The organism is Brevibacterium sp. CCUG 69071, from assembly GCF_021023135.1.
Classification (GTDB): Bacteria; Actinomycetota; Actinomycetes; order Actinomycetales; family Brevibacteriaceae; genus Brevibacterium.
In genome coordinates this window covers 100,475-123,787 of record NZ_PGFV01000009.1, presented here as the reverse complement: position 1 = coordinate 123,787, position 23,313 = coordinate 100,475, and the positions used below count along the sequence as shown (strand labels likewise).

The 23,313-nt window shown below is 56.4% G+C and carries 14 protein-coding genes; 3 read left to right on the top strand and 11 right to left on the bottom strand.

The annotated features are described in order from the left end of the window. Nucleotides 1-516: 516 nt before the first annotated feature. From CV023_RS17965 to CV023_RS17920, 10 genes are all read right to left on the bottom strand, one after another. Entirely contained in the window at nucleotides 517-2,634 is a 2,118-nt protein-coding gene (locus tag CV023_RS17965; RefSeq protein WP_230748440.1) for a D-glucuronyl C5-epimerase family protein, read from the bottom strand. A 352-nt stretch (nucleotides 2,635-2,986) separates the two neighbouring features. Next, nucleotides 2,987-4,927, bottom strand: coding sequence for a class I SAM-dependent methyltransferase (locus CV023_RS17960; RefSeq protein WP_230748439.1), 1,941 nt, complete (start codon nucleotides 4,925-4,927; stop codon nucleotides 2,987-2,989). Continuing rightward, on the bottom strand, nucleotides 4,927-6,993 hold the full coding sequence (locus CV023_RS17955; protein WP_230748438.1) for a glycosyltransferase: 2,067 nt from the start codon (nucleotides 6,991-6,993) through the stop codon (nucleotides 4,927-4,929). The genes CV023_RS17960 and CV023_RS17955 overlap by 1 nt, the downstream gene beginning before the upstream one ends. Nucleotides 6,994-7,037: 44 nt before the next feature. Continuing rightward, on the bottom strand, nucleotides 7,038-7,913 hold the full coding sequence (locus CV023_RS17950) for a DUF6270 domain-containing protein (protein ID WP_230748437.1): 876 nt from the start codon (nucleotides 7,911-7,913) through the stop codon (nucleotides 7,038-7,040). Beyond that, entirely contained in the window at nucleotides 7,910-9,247 is a 1,338-nt protein-coding gene (locus tag CV023_RS17945) for an ABC transporter ATP-binding protein (RefSeq protein WP_230748436.1), read from the bottom strand. Before CV023_RS17945 ends, CV023_RS17950 begins: the two co-directional genes overlap by 4 nt. After that, a complete protein-coding gene (locus CV023_RS17940; protein ID WP_230748435.1) occupies nucleotides 9,234-10,115 on the bottom strand; it encodes an ABC transporter permease in 882 nt (293 codons plus the stop codon). The genes CV023_RS17945 and CV023_RS17940 overlap by 14 nt, the downstream gene beginning before the upstream one ends. Next, nucleotides 10,112-11,662 (bottom strand): glycosyltransferase family 4 protein, encoded by a 1,551-nt coding sequence (locus tag CV023_RS17935; protein ID WP_230748434.1) that lies wholly within the window; start codon nucleotides 11,660-11,662, stop codon nucleotides 10,112-10,114. The genes CV023_RS17940 and CV023_RS17935 overlap by 4 nt, the downstream gene beginning before the upstream one ends. Nucleotides 11,663-11,847: 185 nt before the next feature. Continuing rightward, a complete protein-coding gene (locus CV023_RS17930; protein ID WP_230748433.1) occupies nucleotides 11,848-13,107 on the bottom strand; it encodes a glycosyltransferase family 4 protein in 1,260 nt (419 codons plus the stop codon). Beyond that, a complete protein-coding gene (locus CV023_RS17925) occupies nucleotides 13,104-14,141 on the bottom strand; it encodes an MraY family glycosyltransferase (RefSeq protein WP_230748432.1) in 1,038 nt (345 codons plus the stop codon). The genes CV023_RS17930 and CV023_RS17925 overlap by 4 nt, the downstream gene beginning before the upstream one ends. Beyond that, a complete protein-coding gene (locus tag CV023_RS17920) occupies nucleotides 14,141-16,057 on the bottom strand; it encodes a nucleoside-diphosphate sugar epimerase/dehydratase (RefSeq protein ID WP_230748431.1) in 1,917 nt (638 codons plus the stop codon). The genes CV023_RS17925 and CV023_RS17920 overlap by 1 nt, the downstream gene beginning before the upstream one ends. Nucleotides 16,058-16,401: 344 nt before the next feature. Here CV023_RS17920 and CV023_RS17915 point away from each other — a divergent pair, with 344 nt between their 5' ends. Continuing rightward, the gene (locus tag CV023_RS17915) at nucleotides 16,402-18,285 is read left to right on the top strand and encodes a glycosyltransferase family protein (RefSeq protein WP_230748430.1); all 1,884 of its coding nucleotides are present in this window, start codon (nucleotides 16,402-16,404) and stop codon (nucleotides 18,283-18,285) included. An 8-nt stretch (nucleotides 18,286-18,293) separates the two neighbouring features. On the opposite strand, the gene wecB is transcribed toward CV023_RS17915, so the two are convergent. Continuing rightward, nucleotides 18,294-19,400 carry a non-hydrolyzing UDP-N-acetylglucosamine 2-epimerase gene (gene wecB, locus CV023_RS17910; protein WP_230748441.1) on the bottom strand — a complete coding sequence of 369 codons (1,107 nt, stop codon included), beginning with the start codon at nucleotides 19,398-19,400 and terminating at the stop codon, nucleotides 18,294-18,296. 376 nt (nucleotides 19,401-19,776) lie between these two features. Here wecB and wecC point away from each other — a divergent pair, with 376 nt between their 5' ends. Beyond that, nucleotides 19,777-21,036 carry a UDP-N-acetyl-D-mannosamine dehydrogenase gene (gene wecC / locus CV023_RS17905; RefSeq protein WP_230748429.1) on the top strand — a complete coding sequence of 420 codons (1,260 nt, stop codon included), beginning with the start codon at nucleotides 19,777-19,779 and terminating at the stop codon, nucleotides 21,034-21,036. 194 nt (nucleotides 21,037-21,230) lie between these two features. Next, nucleotides 21,231-23,225, top strand: coding sequence for an acetoacetate--CoA ligase (locus tag CV023_RS17900; RefSeq protein WP_230748428.1), 1,995 nt, complete (start codon nucleotides 21,231-21,233; stop codon nucleotides 23,223-23,225). The last annotated feature ends 88 nt before the right edge of the window (nucleotides 23,226-23,313 follow it).

Sequence of the window (23,313 nt, the reverse complement as noted above, 5' to 3'; positions counted from 1 at the left end):
ATGGCAGGCTCGAACACCTTCGGGGATCAGCCCTCGGGTTCCGCAACCTCACGCATTACATCGCGAGGTGCTTACTCGAGTCCGGTGGTTTCAGACCGGTTCTACACTCTCGTTTACGATGAGCCACAAATACACTTGGAGGCCCTGAAATACTCACCTACTTGTGCAAGTCTGGGGCAGCGGAGAAACATGTGGGTGACGGCTATAGCAAAAGGACCTTGCGCTCAACGAGACTGAACGACCATGGTGAAAACGCGACCGCTTCACAACTCAGACGAAATCTCGACCAAAGAAACTTCCGCTGACGACAAACGGCATTCCAAACTATCGATCTGAAATTGAAGTGGCCCTAGACGCTCTCCACTGCCCACAGCAACTGCCCAGCACCTCAATAGGAACACACGTTGCCTCAGACCCGCGAGGATAAGCCTACCTAGACCTGGCCTCGCACGAAATGAGACATACGATAAATCACAAATGCCTACGAAGTGGCCGCCTAAACGACTACCGCGGGATTCAATCGATACATTCCGACTTTTGAATCCAACGATACGCAGGAACCACAGTGTTCGATTCTGATACAGCAACCTGGTAGTAAGCTATACCGTTCCAGAGCGCACGAGACGAAACGGCAATCTCTAAGGGATCCTCGATAGAGGTGGACACAAGATCAATGACCGAACCCCACTCATTAAACGTGTTATGCCTCACCTTACCTGAGGGCAATATAACGTTACGCGGCCTTTGATAGTAGTGCCTGTCAAAACAAAGCCGAGGGAATACTCTTGGTGGCTCCTCCCGCACCCACCATCCGCTCAGCTCGCCACTGCTTAGCCGCAACCATACCCCTTCTTCCTCCTCAACTTTAGTACGGACCGCAAAATCAAAAGCAGTAGCTTTATCCAAAACCACAGAACCCGACTCTAACACCTTACTAGGAACATTGATGTTGTCGAGCTTGAAAACATCATGAGCACCCTTTTCGAGATAGGCAGAGCCCCATCTCTGATAACTGGGAAAATCAGACTCAAGCAAATCAGCAATTTTCAAGAAGTACGGATTTCCAGTCAGATTGTATGTCATTTCCATTTGAGAAATATGAGTTTGATGGTAATTTCTGATCAAAAAGAAGCTATTGAGATCATAATGGGACGACCAACCCCTGTTCCGACTCTGCAAAATATAATGCTTCGTTGATTCGAGCGCAGCGCTTGCAAGAGTATACGCCTTTTCATTAGAGAACACCCGCCAATAATCGTAAATACCCCAAGCCGCAAACAAATGCCCGTTAATAACACATTTACCCTGGCCAGGGTAGGGGTATTCCTCAAGCCACAGATACCCTGACGAGTCGATGTCGACGACCCATGGAGTGTCAGGTTGTTCAGAACTTGGCAACAGCTCAAAGCTACGAAACAGGGTCGCAGCAAATTCCAGGTATTCGCGCTCAGGAAATATCTCATAAAGCCTACTTACAGCAGACAATGCCTGCCCCTGCGCCATCGCAGAATACCACGGCGGCTGTTGCTTGCCGGCATTCCATTCGAACAAGTATGGAATGAAATGTGCCCCACGAGACTCAACGCCAACTTTCTTCCAGCGGGCCACAATCGACCGAACGACACCTTCTACTGCTGGATCGGAAGTCCTACGTAAAGTATTCAGTTGCTTGAGCATGTATTGAGCTTGCAGAACAGGATGGTCATGGTCGACATCGTCGATTACTCGCATCGGGACGCCATCCACATTAAACGACAAGTTCGGAGATTCCGACCTAAGAGGCGGGTCAGTCGCTAGATAGTACGAATTCAGCTCGGGAGGCACATTTAGAAGGCTACTAGAACCGCGCACGAAGTCAGAGTTCCATACCTCCCCTGTCTTGCCCGCGGAAACAACCGCCTCTTTCTTCGGCTCTTCAAGGTCCTCTAAAGCCAAATCAAGAAACTCACTCAGGCGATGTTTCGGAGGAGCCACATGTCCGTCTCCATAGTCGAAAGTGATGAACCGTCCACTTTGGTCAAATGTTCGACCATTCGGCAAACGCACACCAAGGGATTCTGCAAACGGCTTGAAATGCGTCTGGAGGTGACCGACGTCGCCGGAGTTCTGAATATAAATGAACTTATTTTTCCGTGAGGGTTCTCTATAACGCTCGATGAGTGAAAACCTACGAGGGTCACTGGAATTCGCATCCTCAACGTTATCGAATGACGGGAATGCTTCAGACAAGAGGTTGTCAGTATGACCTTTGCTGAATTTCCAAACATTTGTTTGAGGAGTGAAGCAAACAACAGAAGAATTGTCTATGTATGTCGAAATAGCCAAGGATGCATAGCCGCCCCCCGAGGAACCGACAAACACTACTTTGTCAGCGCCGATACAGTACATAACGCGTTTCACATAATTGGCTATCAGCGGCGGTAGGTCACATGATTCATTACCGATATACCAACCCAAAGTCAGATTCTCGGATTTAAATAGCATAGAATCCGCAATGAAAAGTTTATGCTCGCTTCTGGATTCTAACGCGGCTAGCCATTCGAATCTGGGCAACTCGACATCATTGCGAACCAGCGCGCCGTGCAGCGAGACTATAAGTACATCGCCGCGACCTCGAACATAAAGCGAATCCAAGGCCAAATTTGAAAACGCGTCAACTCCCGATTGTACTATGTGACGGGTTTTACCTGTCGGAGACTGTTCAGAGTTAATCAACACTGAAGCGGTATCGGCCCAATACTTAATGGGGCCGTCGTGTCGCTTATCCCATATCGAATTACACGAGACCATTAATCAATTTCTCTCTACTATTCGCGGTTTAGTTCCGCGGAGATTGGAACAGCGTACTCATCTAGCCGATTATCTGCATGACAAGCGTTGGGAACGCGCGCCTGTACAAGCACACCAACTGTCTCCAACGTCGACGTGACAACGCTGCAACGTTTAGCATTGAACCTTTCAACTTGATCATATTCTACACTTTAAGTCAGTCAACAAGCCTAAGAACCGTCGACTTGGACAGTTGAGTTTCAATAATGAGCTTTCGATTTTCGAAGTCCAATGACAACCATTCGTTTACTGTATCTCGTTCTTCTACTCGTATTGTGTCGTCAATGACTACGAGGCAGTTCAGCCGCAGCTGGTTAATAAGAGACTCCATCGCTGGCAGTCTAGAAAACTCCTGGAATCTTCCGGGGGGCCCATCGACGAATACGACATCAAATTCCCGGTCGGAAATGTCATAGGTCGAATACCATCTGTCGGGTAGGCGATCGTGCTCGATCGTATAGTCTCGACCAGGTGTCCATGGGGCCAATGGAGCTACGACTACTTCTGCCCAATCCGTCAAATCCAACTCGTCTAGCGTAGACCTCAGTTGCTCCGCATACTCCGGTTCGTGTTCCAAGGCGAAGACTTTCCCATATCCCCGTTTCCGCATGGCAAGAGCCGACCAAACCGTAGACGTACCAGAGCCAACGTCAAGAACGTTTTCCACTTCACTACGATTTTCAATCTCGCGAACCAGACTTGCTATCGCAGGGACGGTTACGGCCCATCCACCGATACGAGGACTCTCGGTAGATAGCAAATCGTATTGCCCAAGGAGCGACCAATAGTCACTGACGTCTTTAGGGAGCTCTTCTACACCAACCCTCAGCTGTTGCAACTTACTCTGCAGAGCGTTGAAATGCTCCTGCGCCGACTTCTCAACGCTGTCACTTTTTGCTCCCAGTTCCTCAAAGCTCGCTACGAGTCGGTTGACTATGTTGGCCGATTCCGTTTCGATCCCCTGCTCTACCCGCTCAAACTTCGTATTCAAAGCCCGATTTACGGAATCCACCAATTGAGTAGAAGAAGTGTCCAGGGCAACCGTATTCAAACGATGAATCTCGTGGATCTCGTCAGACAGACCGGCCAAGGCAGATAACGTCGCGCCCGCTTCTGCACGAGACGCAAGCTTTTTCGATACCAACTCAAACTGCTCTTCGACCGCGAGGGCATTCAACTCGGCGCTCTCGGCGTTCATACGCGCAATTTCTTCAAGTCGACTTCGTACGCGATCGACGGCCTGACCCACAGCGAAAATATATGACTGCTCGGATTCCGTGGTTTCAGAAATTTTAGACTCGATCGAATTAAAGCCCGACCCAATTTTTTCATCCATTGTCCCGGCGCGTTTCCTAAGAGAGCTTAGACGGTCTGAAATTCCGTCGATATTCCTGCTGATAGAATCCAATGATCGTCCGTGATCCCTACGCGCATCGTACTCGTCGCTAGTGTGCTTACGAAGCAGGCGCTCGTTGTCTGCCAAGTACTTATTAGCGGTTTCCGCGAATTCACGAAGATTACGAATCAATAAGGTATTCGATTTGATAGATTCGCGAATCTCGTTAAGAACTGCTTGCGAACTATCTGCCCTCACCAGCTCGGACTCTGACCAGGACGAGAATCCCGATTCGACGGCAGCGACGACTTCTAGCCGAGCAGCCTTGACTTCGCCGATCACTAGATTAGCAATCTCATCGGATCGACTATCGGCAAAGCTATCGTTTGCGATGACTTCACGCTCTAGATCTGAAACTTTCCCATACAAGCGGTCGACCAAATTGAACTGCTCAGCCCAAGGTTGTGTCGCAAGGTCCGATCGCAACTCCAATAGAGAATTCGTAAATCCGGTTTTCGTGGATTCCAATTCCTTCATGGTTTTAGCCGATCGGCTGTTCATTGAACTGAACATCATCCGCATCCGAACATGGGACAGCGCAGTAGCTACGGCAATAGCTGACGCACCACCGAGGACCGCCACCAATCCCGTCAACACTGGAAACAGGAATAGGCAGATGATTGCGGCCAGAACGGTCACGGCCAGGATGGATAAGAGGACTCCAAGGAGTTTTCGGTAAAAACGCGAGTCTACAGTATTCATTATTGCGCGATCCTCTTCAAAGTACTGGCAATCTGTTGCAAATCTCCTGCCCGGTTCATAATGGTCAGATTCTGTCTACTTAAAATACTCCCAGGCTCGAAAAGAGCCCAGATGGATGAACCTGTGCCTAAATAGTCACTGAGCTTAGACGGCAGATATGGGTTAATCCGATGTCCGGTACTAGCAGTCTCTGCATCAGAGATCAACAAATAGTCCATAGCAGTAGCTTTCCTCAGAAATTCCAGATACGGCAATTGATCCGCAACCAGAACACTTCCGTTTAGATCATACCGCGATATTTCGTTAGACACGTTTTCATGATTAGGGGTGAAGATGTTTAGGCGAACTTTCTCTCGCACTTCTTTACCACTGGATCGCAGAGCCTCTAGGATTGCGCCAGCTCCGCGGTTCGGGTAGAAGCTGCCAAAATATCCAATTTCGATTCTGCCGGTCTCAGGGCTAATAGCTTCGCTTCTGTTGTTGGAAAGCAGTCGCGAGCCGGGAACCGGTTGCGGTACTATTCGTGCAATACGGCGCACGCGACTACGCAAAGCCTCATCGTTCAGGTAGGACATCATATACTTCATTTGATGACTGTTAGTGAAGTAGATCTCATCGGCCAAAGCGTATGCTATTTTTTCGCAGACCGCGAATAACGACTCGTTCACAGACAGCTCAAACCCAGCCTCATCTACAGCTGCGTACACCTCACGCCAAAGTTCATCATCTTCAATGTTCCCGAGGCGTTCCGTACCGAAAACGTCCTTACGCAATGGATCTGAAAACTCCGCCGTCCACTTAGCATTGGGACGTTTCACTTTCTGCGACGCCGCCAAGTAGTGAGATGCGGGCCACATCGATCGACTGTATATATCGGTTTGAGGGCCGTGTGCTTCTTCTATATTGGCAATTTCCTTCCGACCAGATTCGCAGAACTCCCGGACGCCACGCCAACCACCGAAAATTGGAACGTTTCTGATAGTCTTTTGCGTCGATATATACGGAAGTACCGCGGCATGCAATTCAGTGTCGATACTTCTGACCTTGGACATATCATTATTTATAACGTTCCATTGGCGATTAGAATTGATAATTCTTTTCGCTGCCACAACCGCACTCGCGTCAGCAAACGGTAGAAAATTGTACGAAATCGCGAGTCTGTTTGTCTTCGCTGAAAGTATGTTCCACGGAGTGTAGTACAAACTCGAATCATCAAACGCATCAATTACGCTAGTAAGTTGATCGGGATGCTCATCTAGAAATCTCTTCGCAAATAGCGTTTGGGAGCGCATCATGCCATGCATCACAGACTTCATGTCATCCTTGGCCGTCACTGCCGCGAGATCGAGATGTTGCATAACCCTCAAACGCTGGGAAACAGAGAAATCAAAAGACGCGGTTTGTCGCGACATCGACCCAGTTCTTACTTGCCTGAAGTATGTAGCTCCCTTGTGAGCGGGCGTATTGTCGAATCGCAACTCGTTTTCAGCGTAGAAGGGTGGAAAATAGGCTACGTCTTCTCCACTGCGTAGTTCTACGTCAAAAGCTCGTTGCTTCGCAAGAGTAGTCGGCAGCAGCTTACACGCGGCAAAGCCAAGCGCTCTCCATAATGTAGCCGCCTTATATTCCCCTGGACTGTGTTCCAATATTTGTTTAGATATAGGAGAGGGTGATACCGCGCCAGACACTTCATCAACATCTGCAACACATGCCAGCGGGGTTACTCCGTCCCTTGCACAATCCAGGAGTTCTTCCAAAAAATTGTTGGAAATCCAGTCGTCGACATCAACCCAAGTCACCCAATCCCCGTTCGCCCATTGAATTCCAACATTCCGTGCGTTGGAAAGTGACGGCAGTTCTTCGTAGATTATTTGGTAGTTAATTTTTGAGTTTGCGCTCAAGATTTCGTCCACAATCTCCGGAACCGAATCGGGAGATCCGTTGACTACCACCAGTACTTCATATTTTTCCGGACTCAGCGTCTGGTTGACTATCGAGTCAAGGCACGGTCGAATATGTTCTTCGCCTCTGAAGCTGGGTATCACGAGAGATAGTTCAATTGACATACGCTGCTCCTGTATGTTTGTGCTGTGCTACGTTGTACTGCTTGTTAGGCATCGGAGTTTCTTTCAACTGTTCGAACTATGCTTTGTGCTATCGATTGATAATCTTTAGGCCGATAGTGAAACGGCTGCGGACCCCATTTGTGATTTTTCGCGATTCGTAGCTCTGGACTCTCTCGTTGAATTCTCGACGGAATCATTTCTCCAGCGCGTTGACGGTATCTGATATAGGCACTGTTTGCGCGTTTAGCCCGTTCGGCAAACAGCTCAGCCTGTGTCGATTCAACGTTTTTGAAGTTCATCCACGCTTGATATGCCGATTGATCCCGTGTGTATCCTCTAATCGATTTTCTAAGTCCCCGTTGAGCCCGCCGATATCGGCGGCTAATATGGCTCCACCACGATTGGTGTGGATGCCTGGAACCTTCAATCGCCTGCGCCCATTCGATATCCAACAAAATAGTTTTCTTCAACAAGCCCGTCTGTTCGAGATCTTCCGAAAGCCGATGGAATCCCTTGGACCATAACCGGAAATGCTCGTCGCTCCCAAAAGGAACGTGTCTCGCATTTCTGATCTCCGCTGACTCGGTGAGCCCATTTGTTTGTACTTCAACCGAGTTCGTTATAGTGGATCCGTCATCGAGTAGAAAGAAGCCGCGCCGTTCATCAACGAGGTCGACTAGCACTGCATCAAGCTCACTAGAGTGCGCTTGAATTGTCCGGGAGCCGTTTCCTTGTAAGTCGCCTTCGACCATCCTTCGTTGGAATGGTGATTCGATTGACTCCAGGTCAAATTCAGAGCGATTCCGAGGTTTGAGAAGACTGGTCACTGACTGTCGCGCGACATACTCAACGACTTTGGCATTCGGAATATACTCACACGTATCTCTGCTAACGCAGGAGCCAAATATAGCTATATTCATTGGTATGTGTCTTCCACACGGTTCGTTCGGCCGTTTTCCAGTTTGTTCTCGACATTTAAAATACCTGCATGAGATTTCTGCTGGATAGCAGAGTCTTGAACGGTATTATTTCCATTTCTGGACGCGAGTCTTCGATTCGTGAGGTCGTCACCGGCAGCGACAGTTGAAGCACGATCATTCGGATTCGCCGCCCGAAGTATGACTCTAGCTTTAGCTGGCTTCAGCGTATTGGCACCTTCGTTCAGACGAGGTGTCATTGACTTAGTCTCGAGAGCTGGTTTCGGCAAGGCTGGAAAGCGCGCCGGCGATATTGGCGTGTCTAGTTTTTCTGGCCAAATTTGCCTGTCGTTGTCACTTTCATATGTTGCCCTTCCTGCTTCGGTATTGTTCCTGGGGCCTAGTTTCTTCGCGTGCCTCGCAGTCGATATTCGCTTCTTCTTAGCCGTTCGGGACGCATGCCTAGGTATTGGATTCTTACTGAGCTCGGGCTCAAGAATCTCGATTTCCTCTTTAACCGCGTTGCTAACGACGTCGTGGAGAAGTTTGTCAGCAACATCCTGCTTGCCTTTGGCCACGTTCCATGCCCACCACCGGTATTTTTCTGCGACAGCCTCGGCTGGGCCATTCATGAGGATCTCACCCCTATGCATCCAGACTGCACGGGTACACAGCTCCTGAATTACCTTGGCAGCGTGATTCACCAATAAGACCGTTCCGGCGTCAGCCAGAAGTTTGTCCATTGCTTGTTCGCTGCGCTCGGCAAAGGTAGCATCGCCGGTCGATAGCGCTTCGTCGATGAGTAGAATCTTTGGACGCGCAGCCAAAGCAATTGCGAACCGCAACCTCGCCCCCATCCCTGAGGAGTAGGTCCCCATCGGGCGGTGGATCGCCGCTCCGAGCGCAGAGAGTTCAACGACATAGTCGAAGGCGTCTTCAGCTTCTTCGGGGGAAAGGCCCATCGCCAGACAGCCGAGACGGACGTTCTCGCTGCCCGACAGTGCGGGTTGCAGAGCGGCGCTGACCCCGAGTAGAAGCGGCTGGTAGCGGACCAGAATGCGCCCTCGATCCGGCTGCTCTACACCGGCGACATTACGTAAGAACGTTGACTTTCCGGAGCCGTTGGCACCGACGATGCCGATCATCTCGCCTTCACGGGCGACGAAGTTGACTCCACGGAGAGCACGAACTGTCGTCTGACCTCTGCGGCCCGCGACTGCGTTAGTCAGTCGCCTGAGTCCTTTGGCTCGGTAGTTCGGATCATTGGTATTGACGGTATACCGGACCTGGACATTTTCAGCAATGATGTTCGGATGCTGCAGCTCAGAGTCGTCCATAGTTTTCCTCTCCTCTCCAGAAGAATAGGAATCCTACGATCATTAGGCCCAATGCCCACGCCGCCCCGATGATCCACAGCCTCGGATCCGAATCCACTCCGTAGAGCAAAGAGTTGCGCACGATTGTCAGGTAAGCGTGCATCGGGTTGTACTGCATGATCGTTTGGAGCATTGGATGATCAGCTAAACGATCCTCGAGGGAAAAGAATACGCCTGAACCGTACAACCAGAATCTGCTAACAATACTCATGAAATTCGTGAGATCTGGAAGCCTATGACCAAGTCGGGCGAACAAACATGCTAGGCCCACATTGAATAAGGTCTGCAGGACTATGACTGGGATTACAAGCACCACCCGCCACGTGATCACCTCAAGGGGAGGAACGACCGCGAGGACGATGGTCATGACGAGCACAGTCGGCATGAAATCAAGGAAATTGCGGACAACTGTCGAGATTGGCAGTGCAGCGCGAGGGAATTGGAACCCCTTGATCATCGACGCCCCCGCTCGGATCGCCCCAGTCCCGCCAGTCATGCACTTTCCCGTAAAACCGAAGAAGAACACACCGATGACGAGAAAGCCGAGGAAGTTCGGTACGCCTCGCGAAGTTTGCAGGATAAAGCCGAATATGAACCAATATGCGAGTACAGAAAGTAGCGGGTTGAAGAATAGCCAGCCGTAACCGAGCATGTTCTTCCTCGTTGAACTGGACATCTTGGCACGAGACTCGGCGATTATGAAGTGCCTACGATTCCACAGCGCGGTCAGATAGTTGCGCAGACTTGCCCGACGTCCAACGGGCACGAGGCCGTCGCTCGAGACCGAGGGAATCGAGCTCAGGCCCAACGGATTCTTCGTCTCAGTCATCCTGCGTCAGCTCCCATGAGTTGAGAATAGACCAGCCCATATCGTCGTCCGATTTCCTTCCACCTGCGCGTCGCAAGAACGTGTGCACGTCCATTGTGTCCATAATTCTCTCGATCACTGTCATCGCAAGCCAATTCGGACAGCGTTTGTGCCAAGTATTGAGGTGCCTGCGGCGGGGTCCACAATCCGGCGCTCCCCGGCACAAGCTCTCGCAGAGCCGGCAGGTCAGAGATGATGACCGGTCTTCTCAGCCCCATCGCTTCGATCGGTTTGATCGGTGTGACCAGACGGCAGACCGGTTCGTCCTTGCGGGGAACGACGATGGCGTCGAGCGCCAGCTGATATTCAATTGCCTGTGTTTGCGATACGCGTCCGGTAAATACCGCCTTGTCTCCAAGCGACGCGGCACGTTCGCGCAGCTCAGGCAACGCAACGCCGTCACCGGCGATGAGAAGCCGTATATCCGTGCCCTGCCGGCGAGCGAGAACAACTGCATCGACGAGGTCGTCGAGACCCTCGTAACCTACGATCGACGTGGCGGTGCCGACCCAGATGCCGTCCACAGGCAGTCCGAGGCTGAGTCGAACCTCGCCCGGCGACCGACTGGTGTCCGTATTCACCACGGCTTCGGATACGGAGTTCGGGATGAGCGTGATCGATTCAGCTGGGACTCCACCGGCGATGAGGTGCTCACGCATAGTCTCGCCGAGAGTGATGACGGCATCTGCTGCTGACGCAACTTCGATCTCTTTGCTCCGCATCAGTGCGAAGCGCTGACTCTCCCGCCGCGCAGTGCGTTCGGCGGGTGTGCTGCCGGCCGCAACCCAGGTCTCCTCGAGAACCCCCCGGACCTCGTACACCCAGGGCAGCCCGATCGCTCGGGCCGCGGCGCCGGTAGCCAGTCCGTTGACGTAATGCGTGGTGGTATGGAGCAGGTCCACCTGACGTTCGAGAGCTTGGTCCGCGATCCACGCAGCTTGCTCTTCGAGCCGTGCGGTGGGTGTGGCGGCTGGGCGGAGCGGTACGTCTCGCAGATAGTCGACACCATCTACAGACTCGACCATGTCTCCGCTGAGGCGGCCGATTGTCACCGGGTAGGAGGGACGAGTGGTCGCTGCCACTCGGTGTCCGGCGTCTTTGAGCGTGGTGAGAATGAGGTGGCTGCGGTATGCGTAGCCGGATCGCGTGTGCGGCAGGGAGTTCGTCAGCACATGCAGGGACGCGGCAGATCCAGCGCTCGTGCAGGCAACGGGCCGAGCAACAAGATGCGATTCAGTGTCGGGCCACCATCCAGGAGACATGGACTTGCGTTCTGCAGAAAGACGTCGCTTGCGCTTGCCGTCCGGGAGCACATTGATCGCCTCGTCGATGTTGCCTACGGTCCACAGAATGCGAGAGCGCAACGACGCTGCGGAGTCGAGCGAGTCAGCTATGCGATCTGCGGCATTGAGCATGCCGAGGTTGAGAGCGATCTCTCCGAGCAGTCGAGACGGCTGCTCTTCTTCGGCCGCTGTGATGATGGCTTTGGCACGGCTCTCCTGTCCCAACAGCCACGCCGAGGCGGCACCTGTCGCGGCACCGGGGACTCTCCCGAGCAAACGGCCGACCGTCTGTGATGCTGATTTCGGGAGGCGGCGCGCCAACTGCATGGAGAAGAAGACGCGGTCATCGTTCATATGGCCGGCAGTCGTGATGACCGCATTGCCGATCTGCTTGGCAAGGAACTTTAAGTTCATGACCGCACCTGCTCAAGGATCTGGTCATATTCGGCGCCCATCACGTCGACGCATGCATGGTCGACCACCCACCGATGTCCGGCGTCGTCCGGGCTCTCAACACCCTGTACCAGTGCCTGCATCGCTGTGACGATCGAATCCACATCTCCAGGCCGAGCAACGACGCCGGCCTGGTTCTCGCTGATGATCTCGGCCGCTTCTCCTGCCACAACACCGAGAATCGGCACTCGACGAGCCATGAGCGAATAGAGCTTCGATGGCACAGTGAGCGAATGAGCGGGGACATCGCCGAGACTGACGAGCCCTGCGTCGGCCCACTCCCAATGTTCGGCGAGGGCTTGACCGGTCGTCTGTTCGAAGAACTCAACCGGTGCTCCGAGTGTTCCGGCGAGAGTCTGGAGGTTCAATCTGTCGGCACCGTCGCCGACAATGCGGACCTTGATTCCGGGGGTCCTGGAGGCCGCAGCGATCACGGAGGCAAGATCCTGTGACCGACCGACGGTACCGACATAGAGCAGTTTGGTATCTCTATCGTCTGCGGTGCACTCATGAGGCGTCTGGTCGATCTCTGACCGTGCGACACCGCTGCGGACGACCTCGGCATGGATGCCCCTGCGTTCAAGGAGGTAGCGAAAGCTTTCGGTCGTCACGACAACCGCAGAGGCTCGTCGCTGAACGACGGTAAGCAGTCCGGGAAGGACCTTCTCCTCGAGATAGGATGTCGCGGCCCGAGGAATGTACTTTCCGATTGCGTTCGTCACCAGTGCCAGATCGCTGATGAGATCGGGCCAGACATCTCGCACCTCGGCGATATGAGGAACACGCAGTGCTCGGGCGATGATATCCCCCGCGAAGAGGAACGGCAGTGCCGGCGTCGTCGAGATGACGACATCGGGTCTGTGCGGACCGCGCATTCTGCCGATGATTGCGTTGACGGCTCCTGCCGAGGCGACTCCTTGGTCGAGCAACTGCCGAGCCATGGAGCTTCCGCTGTGCAGGTAGGGCACACGAATGATCCGCTCCCCCAGCTCGCCCGTCTCCCACGTTCCGCCGAGTTTCGCCGCAACCCGTCTCCGCAGACGTCCGACCTGGGAACCGAAGAACTCATCGCGCCTGGTGTGCGGATAGTGTGGATGAGGAGCGGCGACAATGACCTGGTGCCCTCGGTCGACAAAATGACTGACGAGTGTCGCCCATCTGCGCTGCGGGGCGCCGACCTCGGGCCAGTAGTAGTGACTGAGCAGGAGGATCCTCATGCGGTTGCCACCTCCTTCTGAGCGCGTCGCCGCAGCCACAGCGGCAGCAGCGCGTAGAGAGCAAGCAGCACAACCCAGAACACATGGGCAGGATACGTCGTCGCCGTGTTGCCGCTCAGCAGCGTCGGTATAGCCATGATGCACGCGAGGACACACAGCGAGGCGTGGAAGAGCGAGACAGAGCTGTGCGGCCACCCTGCCTGCTGGATCCGCTGGTAGATGTGTTCACGATGAGGCAAGAGGATATTCTCCCCTCGAAACAAGCGCAGGACCAAAGTGAGTCCGACGTCGAAGAAGACGAAGATCATCGGTGCGATGATGACGACGATCGGGACGCCTTGAACGAACAGCCAGACCGCGAGAGCGAATACTGCCGCCCCGATCCCGTAGCTTCCTGTGTCTCCGAGGAACGCCTTGGCCCGACCGAGGTTGAATGGGAGGAACCCGACAGCAGCCCCGACCAACGCCAGAGCGAGCAGCGCAATATCGCTCTCGCCCACCCAGGACCCAACGAAGGCGAACCATCCAGCGGTGACGATGGTCCACTCGGTGACATACCCGTTGAGTCCGTCGACGAAGTTCACGGCGTTGACAGTGGCTACGCCGATAACCGCGAAGGCGATGACGTGAGCGACTCCCTGTGTTGAGAACATTGCGATGATGGCGCTGAACAGCAGAGCCAGGATGACCTGTCCGATCAGCCGCCCGGCGGGGCGCAGGGAGTCGAGATCATCGCTCATCCCGATGGCCGAATAGCACCAGGTCAGGACCAGGAAACCGATCGGCAGGAGGGTTCCGCCGAGGCCGAAGACCCCATCTTCGCTGACAGTCCACACCATGGCGAGAACCGTCGCCACAGTGATGCCGCAGCCGATGGCGATTCCCCCGCCGCGGACGGTCGACATAGTATGCGAGGAGCGATGAGAGGGGACATCGACGACCCCCGCTCGGCGGAGCAGCGGAAAGGCGATGAGGGCGCTGAGAGCCGTGACCACCGCGGCCACAACCAGGATCACCAGCGACTGCAGAGGCATCAGAGTCCGACTCCGGTGTCATGAGCGTCTGTGTCGGGCTCGGAGGCTCCTGATGATGCCGGATCCGGGGCGATGGCGATCGCTGCGTCGTCGGTGACCGGGACCTCCTCGGAGGCGAGGAGGCTCGTCAGATGCTCCTCGAGACTCGACCGGTGGGTGAAGACCTGCGGGGCACGAGATTCGGCGACCAGATCGCCGAGCTTCTCCAGATCGATCGGAGCGATCGGCACCTGAGTGATCAGCGGATGGGTGGGTCGACTGTCGACCTCTCCGGGCGACAGAAGGGCTTCAGTCAGCTTCTCCCCCGGGCGCAGACCCGTGTAGACGATCTGAGCATCACTGCGACCCGACAGCGCGATCACTCGCTTGGCGAGGTCATCGATGCGGATCGGTTCGCCCATGTCGAGGACCAAGGTCTCTCCGGGGCCACCGATCGCCGCAGCCTGCAGAACCAGTTCACAGGCTTCATCGGCCGTCATGAAGTATCGAGTGACCTCCGGGTCGGTGACTGTGACAGGATCACCGGCCGCCACCTGGGCCACAAACGTCTCGAGCACGGACCCCCGGGAACCGAGCACATTGCCGAACCGCACCGACATATAGCGTCGTCCGGTTGCCGCGGCCACAGAGGCGATCGCCCGTTCGATGGAGAACTTCGTCCGCCCCAGCACTGAGGTCGCACCTGCGGCTTTGTCGGTGGAGATATGGACGAAGGCATCGACGTCGTGAGCCACCGCTGCATTGAGCAGATCGAGACTGGCTCCGATGTTCGTGCGCACTGCCTGCTCCGGGAAACGCTCTAGGAAAGTCAAGTGTTTGAGAGCCGCAGCGTGGAAGATGATGTCCGGCTTCGCCTCAGCGACGAGGATATCGATGAATGCCGGATCTCGCAGATCTCCGAGGACGAGGTCATCATTGGTCAGAAGGGCTGACCCCTCGAGGCCGAGCTCAGTGGCGTGCAGGCCGGATTCGTCCCGGTCGGTCATAATGAGTCGGGCCGGATCGAACCGGGCGACCTGACGGCACAATTGTGAGCCGATGGAGCCGCCTGCACCGGTGACGAGGACAACCTTGCCGGTGATCGCCGAGGCGATGTCGTCGATATTCGTCGAGATCGGCTTGCGTCCGATGAGGTCTTCTAGGCTGACATCGCGGAAGCTGCGGTGACGCAGGTCAGCGACGTCATGGACGTCCGGCTCGGGACGTGCCAACGCGGAGTCCGAGAGTTTCGGCATGATCTTGATCTCGACCGGCCGGGATTCGAGATTCGACGCGATACGGGAGAGCTCTTCGGGCGGCAGGTCAGCGATCGCAATGATGACAGCCCCGGCACCGGTGCGATCGACATGGGTGGCGATATCGGCGATCGGTCCGAGCACGCGGATTCCGTTGTAGCGCAGATGCCGCTTAGCAGGGTCGTCGTCGAGGATGCCGACAGCGACGAATTCGCTGTGCGTGTCCTGAGCGATCATATCGAGGGCGAGCATGCCCTTGTTCCCCGCGCCGACGACAATCGTGGGCCGGGACGCACCGGACGTGGTGAGGCTGCGTTGCCTCAAGTTGCGACGAATCCAGTTCTCGAGGCTCTTGACCACGACCATGAGCGCTCCCGCCGTAATGGGGACGCTGGTCGGGATGAGCAGTCGACTGGCGAAGGCGAATTCGGCCACCCACATGATGCCGACACCCAGAGCAACCGTTCCCACGATTGCGGCGAACTGATCGGTCGAACCCCGTCGGTAGCGACCGCGGTAGATCGCCAGGGGCCCGCCGATGAGAAAGACGATCAAACCGACCGCCGAACAGACGAGCACTCCCGGCACGTTTACCAGAGACGCATGGAAGTCGTACCTCACGAACGTCATCGATACGACGAGGAACGCGAACACGAGACCATCGATGAGTGACAGCGCCATCGCTCTGCCGTGCCGTCTCATTGGGGTCCGTGAGGGAATGGGCCCTGTGTTGCTTCCCACTGTCCTCTTTTCCCTCGTCCTACATGGTCTGGTTCAACTCAGTCTACGATTGCGCCGTATACATCTCGCAGCATCCGACCGAGCTTCTTGCAACCTCTTGATTGTACTATTGGGCTTGTCAGCTTCCGCACAGGAAGACAGTTGAAAGCGTTAAGAAATGGTTTCATTTCGGTTGCCCCACTGCAAGTAGAGTGTGATAAATCCCGTAATGTTCGTGCCTACTTGATTCGGGTCTCTGCGAAACAGGACTTGCGCGATTCTGATCAGGTCGAAAGGATCCTACTGTGCCTCAAACTCCTCTTCGCACATTGCGGACCGGTCTCTGGCATCTGCGCCACGGCGGCCCAGCTCAATTCTTGAAGTGGAGGCGCCGTCGGAATCTTCACCAAGGCGTTGCCGATGGACGGACGACCGACCAGCTCACTGCAGACAATCTGCTAGAGGCGTTTCCTGCAGCTCCGAAGTCCGATCGTCGGCCTGTCTTCGACGATCTCAGAGTCGGCACCATCCTCGACGAGTTCTCAGCGGAGAGCTTCGGTTACGAATGGGCGGCTGTCCCACTGAAACGCGATGGATGGACATCGCAGCTGGACTCGGTCGACTTCGTCTTCATCGAATCAGCGTGGAATGGCAACGGTGGGGACTGGAAGTTCAAGCTCACCGGCACCACCGGACCAAGCCCCGAGGTTGTCGAACTGCTGGCAGAGTGTCGTCATCGCAGAATCCCAACAGTGTTCTGGAACAAGGAAGATCCTCCCCATTTCGACGATTTCCTTCCACTGGCCAAGCTATTCGATGTCGTCTTCACCAGCGACGTGCGACTTGTCCACCAGTACAGGAAACATCTCGGGCATGACCGCATCGCCGCTTTGGCGTTCGCCGCTCAACCCGCAATTCATTCTCCAGTCCGACCTGCGCACAATTACGCCACACGCGATATCGCATTCGCGGGGATGTACTTCACTCATAAATTCCCCGAGCGACGAGCTCAGATGGACCTGCTCTTGGGAGCCGCCGATAACGTGTCCCCTCGGATGGAGCACGGACTTGAGATCTTCTCCCGGTTCCTCGGCGACGACGAGCGCTATCAATTTCCCGGTACTCTGGCCGAAAGAGTCGTTGGGTCTCTGCCTTACCGAAACCTTCTGACGGCCTACAAGAACTACAAGGCATTCCTCAATGTGAACTCGGTGGTCGATTCGCCAAGTATGTGCGCGAGGCGCATTTTCGAGATCACCGCCGCCGGAACTCCGGTCATCTCGACCCCCAGTGAAGCGACGAAGCGGTTCTTCCCACTTTCAGAGCTCCCTCAGCCTGAGACGCAAGAAGAAGCCGAACTCACCCTCAGAGCATATGTGAGAAGCGGTGAACTTCGAGACCGCACGGTGCATCTCGCGCAACGGCGCATCTGGAACGAACACACCTACACTCATCGCGCGATGACGATCATGGACTCCCTTGGAGTCGAGTACAGCGATCCGATTCCTCGTTCCGTGTCTGTCGTGGTCTCGACGAATCGCCCGGGACACCTCAGCAACGTCCTTGAGACGCACGCAGCGCAGAAGATTGAGAATCGAGAGCTCATCATCGTCCAACACGGGTTCGTTTCATCGCCGGAGGTGCTGAATTATGCAACCGAGCTGGGGATCGAAAACCTGATACTGCTCGAGGCCCCGGGCTCGGATTCCCTGGGCGCGTGCCTTAACCGCGGCATCGAAGCGGCATCTGGCGACGTCATCGCCAAGATGGATGATGACGACGTCTACGGTGAGCACTATCTGACGGACCAGCTCGCAGCTCTGCGCTATTCAAATGCGGATCTCGTCGGCAAGCAGGCTCACTACCTTCACCTGCGCAATCGTGACATCGTCATGTGCCGGTTCCCCGAACGCGAGCACCGTTTCACCGATCTTGTCATGGGCCCCACCTTGATGGGGAGCAGAGAGCTGTTCCGTCGAACTCCATTCGCCGATCGCACTCTGGGCGAAGATACCGACCTGCAACGGCGACTCGTCTCAGACGGAGCTCGAATCTACTCTGCAGACCGTTTCAACTTCGTCCAAGTTCGTGACTCGCATAGTCATACGTGGACTGTCGACGACGATCTGCTGTTGGCCAACAGCAATGTCCACAGTTTCGGTTTCAGCCGTGGACACTACTGCTTCTGACCGAAGGTTCAGTTGTCGCCGAGAAGCTCGTTGAGAATATCGACGCTGCGACCGGCCGAATGGCCGTCACCGTAGGGATTCACAGCATTGGCCATGTCCCGGTAAGACTTCTTATCGTCGAGGAGTCGTGAAACCTCGGAGATGATCTTCTCGGTTGCAGTACCGATCAACTTCACCGTACCCGCATCCACAGCTTCGGGGCGTTCCGTGTTCTCTCGGAGAACCAGAACCGGCTTGCCCAGGCTGGGGGCCTCTTCCTGGATTCCTCCCGAGTCGGTGAGCACGATGTCGGAGGCGTTGATGAGGTGCGAGAACTCGCCGTACTCAACGGGCTCGATTGAGATCACATTGTCGAGGTCTTCGATCTGAGGGGCGATCGACGCGCGGACCTTGGGGTTCTTGTGCGCGGGCCAGACGATGAGCAGATCGGGATATTGGGCAGCCAGGTGTCGCATAGCCTTGCCGATGTTCACCATGTTGTCGCCGAGGTTCTCTCGGCGGTGGGTGGTTACCAGCAGAACTCGGCGCTCATCAGTCTCCAGCGCCTGAAGCTCAGGAAGGCTGAATTCGACCGGGCGCTCAACGGCCCACTGCAGAGCGTCGATGACCGTATTGCCGATGACGTGGATATTCTCATCAGGTACCCCGTCCGCGAGCAGATTGCTCCGAGAAACCATAGTCGGTGCGAGATGCACGCGAGCGATCTGGGAGACGATCTTCCGATTGGCCTCTTCGGGGAACGGTGAATTGATATCCCCACTGCGGAGTCCAGCTTCGAGGTGGACCACTGGAATCTCCCGATTGAATGCCGCGATTGCCGCTCCCATCACCGTCGTGGTGTCACCCTGGACGACAACCGCATCTGGTTCGTGGTCGGCAAGCACATCGTCGATCTTGCTGATGACGCTGCCCGCGATGGTATTGAGGGTCTGTCCGTGCGCCATGAGGTTGAGGTCCACATCGGGTTCGATTTCGAACACCTGGTTCACCTGGTCGAGCATCTCACGGTGCTGAGCAGTGACGACGACGATCGGCTCAAGATTCGGATCCGCTTCAAGAGCCTTGATCACCGGGGCCACCTTGATCGCCTCTGGCCTGGTTCCATACACAACCATGACCTTCGGGGGGATACCTGACTTGCCAGCGCTCAATGCAACTCCTTCGTGACTTGAAGACCAATTCCCAACGCACAAAGGCGGGCCGACCGTTGACTCAAGGCCAGACCCGCCGAGGTGCGCGAACAGTTCTTCACTTTTTACAGAATTCAATCACATCTCCACAGTGGGCCTATCCTGAAGAGAAAAAATACACGGTAAGTTTACCGAACCTTGACTCGCAAGGTGGGCCACATCACCAATAGCGGCTTGAACCGCCCACTGTTTCGTGGCCGCGACATTATCCAATAACATTTCACCTGTCGTGTGTCACGCAGTGCAGCGGTAGCTGACAGCAGATTTCCATCGCCGCCACTAGAACCCAGAGAGAAGATCTATGACCCCTACTCCCGAGAGCAATCGCCCTTCGGTCTCCGTCATCGGCCTCGGCTACATCGGACTACCCACTGCGGCCGTGTTGGCCAGTTCTGGAGCAAACGTCGTCGGTGTCGACATCAACCAAAAGGCTGTCGACCTCATCAACCAGGGCAAAGTCCCGTTCGTCGAGCCTGATATGTCGACGACGGTTGCTGGCGTCGTCTCCCAGGGCTTTCTGCGCGCTACAACCGAGACTCCACACGCCGACAATTACATCGTCGCCGTACCCACGCCCTTTAAAGACGGCCACGTACCTGACCTGTCCTACATCGAAACAGCCGGCAAGCAGATCGCACCACTGCTTGAGGGCAATGAGCTCGTCATCCTCGAGTCGACTTCGCCTCCCGGCGCAACCGAATTCCTGGCCGACACGATTCTGTCGCAGCGCCCAGATCTGACGCTCGAGGAAAACACTGCGAAGACGATCTACTTCGCTCACTGCCCCGAGCGTGTGCTGCCCGGCCGCATCATGATCGAGCTGCGGACAAACGATCGCATCGTCGGCACGCTCAACGGCAACGCAGGCGAACGCGCCCGCGACCTCTACCAGCTGTTCTGCGAGGGCGAGTTCCTCATGACGGACGCGCGGACGGCAGAGCTATCCAAGCTGACAGAGAATGCCTACCGCGACGTCAACATCGCCTTCGCCAACGAGCTGTCGATGATCGCCGATGGGCTCGACATCAATGTCTGGGAACTCATCGAACTCGCCAACCACCACCCTCGCGTCAACATTCTGCAACCGGGCCCCGGTGTCGGCGGCCACTGCATCGCCGTGGACCCGTGGTTCATCGTCGCAACAGCTCCGGAGCAGTCGCCGCTAATCAAGACTGCTCGCGAAGTCAACGACTCGAAGCCCGGGTTCGTCTTGGACAAACTCATTCCTCAGGCAAAGCGCATCGACGAAGTGAAGATCGCGACGCTCGGACTGGCCTTTAAGCCGAACATCGATGATCTGCGTGAGAGCCCGGCTCGTCAGATCGTCAATCGTCTGGCTGAGGAGCTTCCTGAAGCGACGATTCTCGCAGTCGAGCCGAACGTCGAAGAGCTTCCGGCTGAGCTGGGGCCCCGTGACAACGTGACCCTGACCGAGACTGAGACTGCGATCGAGCAGGCCGACATCGTTCTCCTGCTCGTCGACCACAACGAGTTCATCAACCTGGATGCTTCTCTACTCACGCAGAAGATCGTGCACGATACCCGAGGCGTGTGGGGCTGAAACTGAATCCGCCTACATGAGAACTGCGCCGCTGAGAATTCTCAGCGGCGCAGTTGCGTTCTGGACGGACTGCAAAAGCCGCTGCGTCGGCGGCGTAAGGTGGACTCAACGCCTTCACTGCGGGACGAGTACACCTCGTTTCAGCTGGTGGAGACCATATTCGCTACCGCCTGCCGAAGTGCTGAGGAGAAGACTTGACCGCTGAACCGATCTGGCGCCCGAATCCCGACCAGACTCCGCGTCCGCTGATCCTCGACTTCACCGAGTTCGCGAATCAGCGCGCGGGCCAGGGCATGGTCAGCTACGACGATCTGTGGCGCTGGTCGGTCGACGACCTCGACGGCTTCTGGAGTGCCATCTGGGACTTCTTCGACGTCATCGCCGACGAACCGTACACGGAAGTCCTCGCCGACCGCTCCATGCCCGGTGCCACATGGTTCCCCGGCACTCATCTCAACTACGCCGAACACGCTCTGCGTCATGCACTCGATGACAAGCTCGCCGACGAACCCGCGATCATCACCATCACCGAGGCCGGCGATCATTCAGAGACCACCTGGCGCGAACTCCGCCGCCAGGTCGGATCCGTCGCCGCCTGGCTGCGCAGCCAAGGCGTCGGTCAGGGCGACCGCGTCGTCGGCTATCTGCCCAACACCCACCACACCCTCATCGCCGTCCTCGCCTCCGCCTCGATCGGCGCCATCTGGTCGGCTTGTGCCCAGGACTACGCGGCCGAAGGAGCCGCCGCGAAACTCGGCCAGCTCGAACCGAGAGTCCTCTTCGCCGCCGACGGCTACCTCTGGAACGGGCAGAGCTTCGACCGCCGCGACCAGGTTGCGGACCTGGCGGCACGGATACCGAGTCTGCGGGCCGTCGTCGGGGTCGGCAACCTCGGCGTGGGTGTCCTCGATGAGCACCACACGATCGCGAACCTCACCACCTGGGACGAGGTCACCTCCGGCGATACCCCGCCCGAGTTCGTGCGCGTCGATTTCGACACCCCGCTGTGGGTGCTCTACTCCTCGGGCACAACGGGGATCCCTAAGGGAATCGTGCACAGCCACGGCGGAGTCGTCGTCGACCACCTGCGCATGTTCGGCCTGCACATGGACATCAGACCCGGCGACCGCTTCTTCTGGTACACGAACACGAACTGGATGATGTGGAACTTCGTCGTCTCCGCACTGGTGGCAGGAGGCACAACCGTCTGCTTCGACGGCAGCCCCCTCTACCCCGGTCCGGGACGACTGTGGGAGATCGCCGCGGACACGCAGGCGAACGTGCTCGGGCTCAGCCCGGGGATCCTCCTGGCGGGAATGAAGGCAGGACTGGAACCCGGCCGGGAGCACGACCTCACGAACCTGCGGCTGATCGGCGCCACCGGCGCACCCGTACCTGCGAACTGCTTCCCCTGGGTCCGCGACGCCATCGGCGAACGCGTGCAGCTGGCCTCGACGAGCGGCGGCACGGACGTCGTCAGCGGATTCGCCGGCTCCGCACCGAACCTCGAGGTGTGGGCGGGTGAGCTCTCGGCGCCGAACCTCGGCGTGGCCCTCGAATCCTGGGACGACTCTGGTCATCCACTCATCGACGAGGTCGGGGAGATGGTCATCACCGCCCCGATGCCGACGATGCCGGTGAAGTTCTGGGACGACCCCGACGGGCAACGCTACCGGGACACGTACTTCTCGATGTTCCCCGGAGTGTGGCGCCACGGTGATTGGATCACGATCACCGACCACGGCAGCGTCATCATCTCCGGACGCTCGGACGCCACCCTCAACCGGCACGGCGTGCGCCTGGGCAGCGCCGACATCTACGACGTCGTCGACGGCATCGCCGAGGTGGCCGAATCCCTCGTCATCGGAGCCGAGCAACCCGACGGCGGATACTGGATGCCGCTGTTCGTGGTGCTGGCCGACGGGGTTTCGCTCGATGATGGGCTGCGGGATCGGATCGCCGGCGACCTGCGAACCAAGGCTTCACCGCGGCACGTGCCCGACGACATCATTGCCGTCCCGGCCATCCCGCACACCCGCACGGGCAAAAAGCTCGAAGTGCCGGTCAAACGCCTCATCCAGGGACATGCTTTGGAGAAGGTCGCGAACCCGGATGCCGTGGATTCGTTCGAAGCGCTGAGGTACTTCGTGCGGTTTGCGGAGGGAGCGGGCGGCGCGGCTAACGACTAGTGATCGCCTAGTGTCGAAACTCGTCACGCCAGCTGTGGATATCTTGCGTCAAGAAAGGACGACCTTGCGGCTCGCCGATCATCCTTTC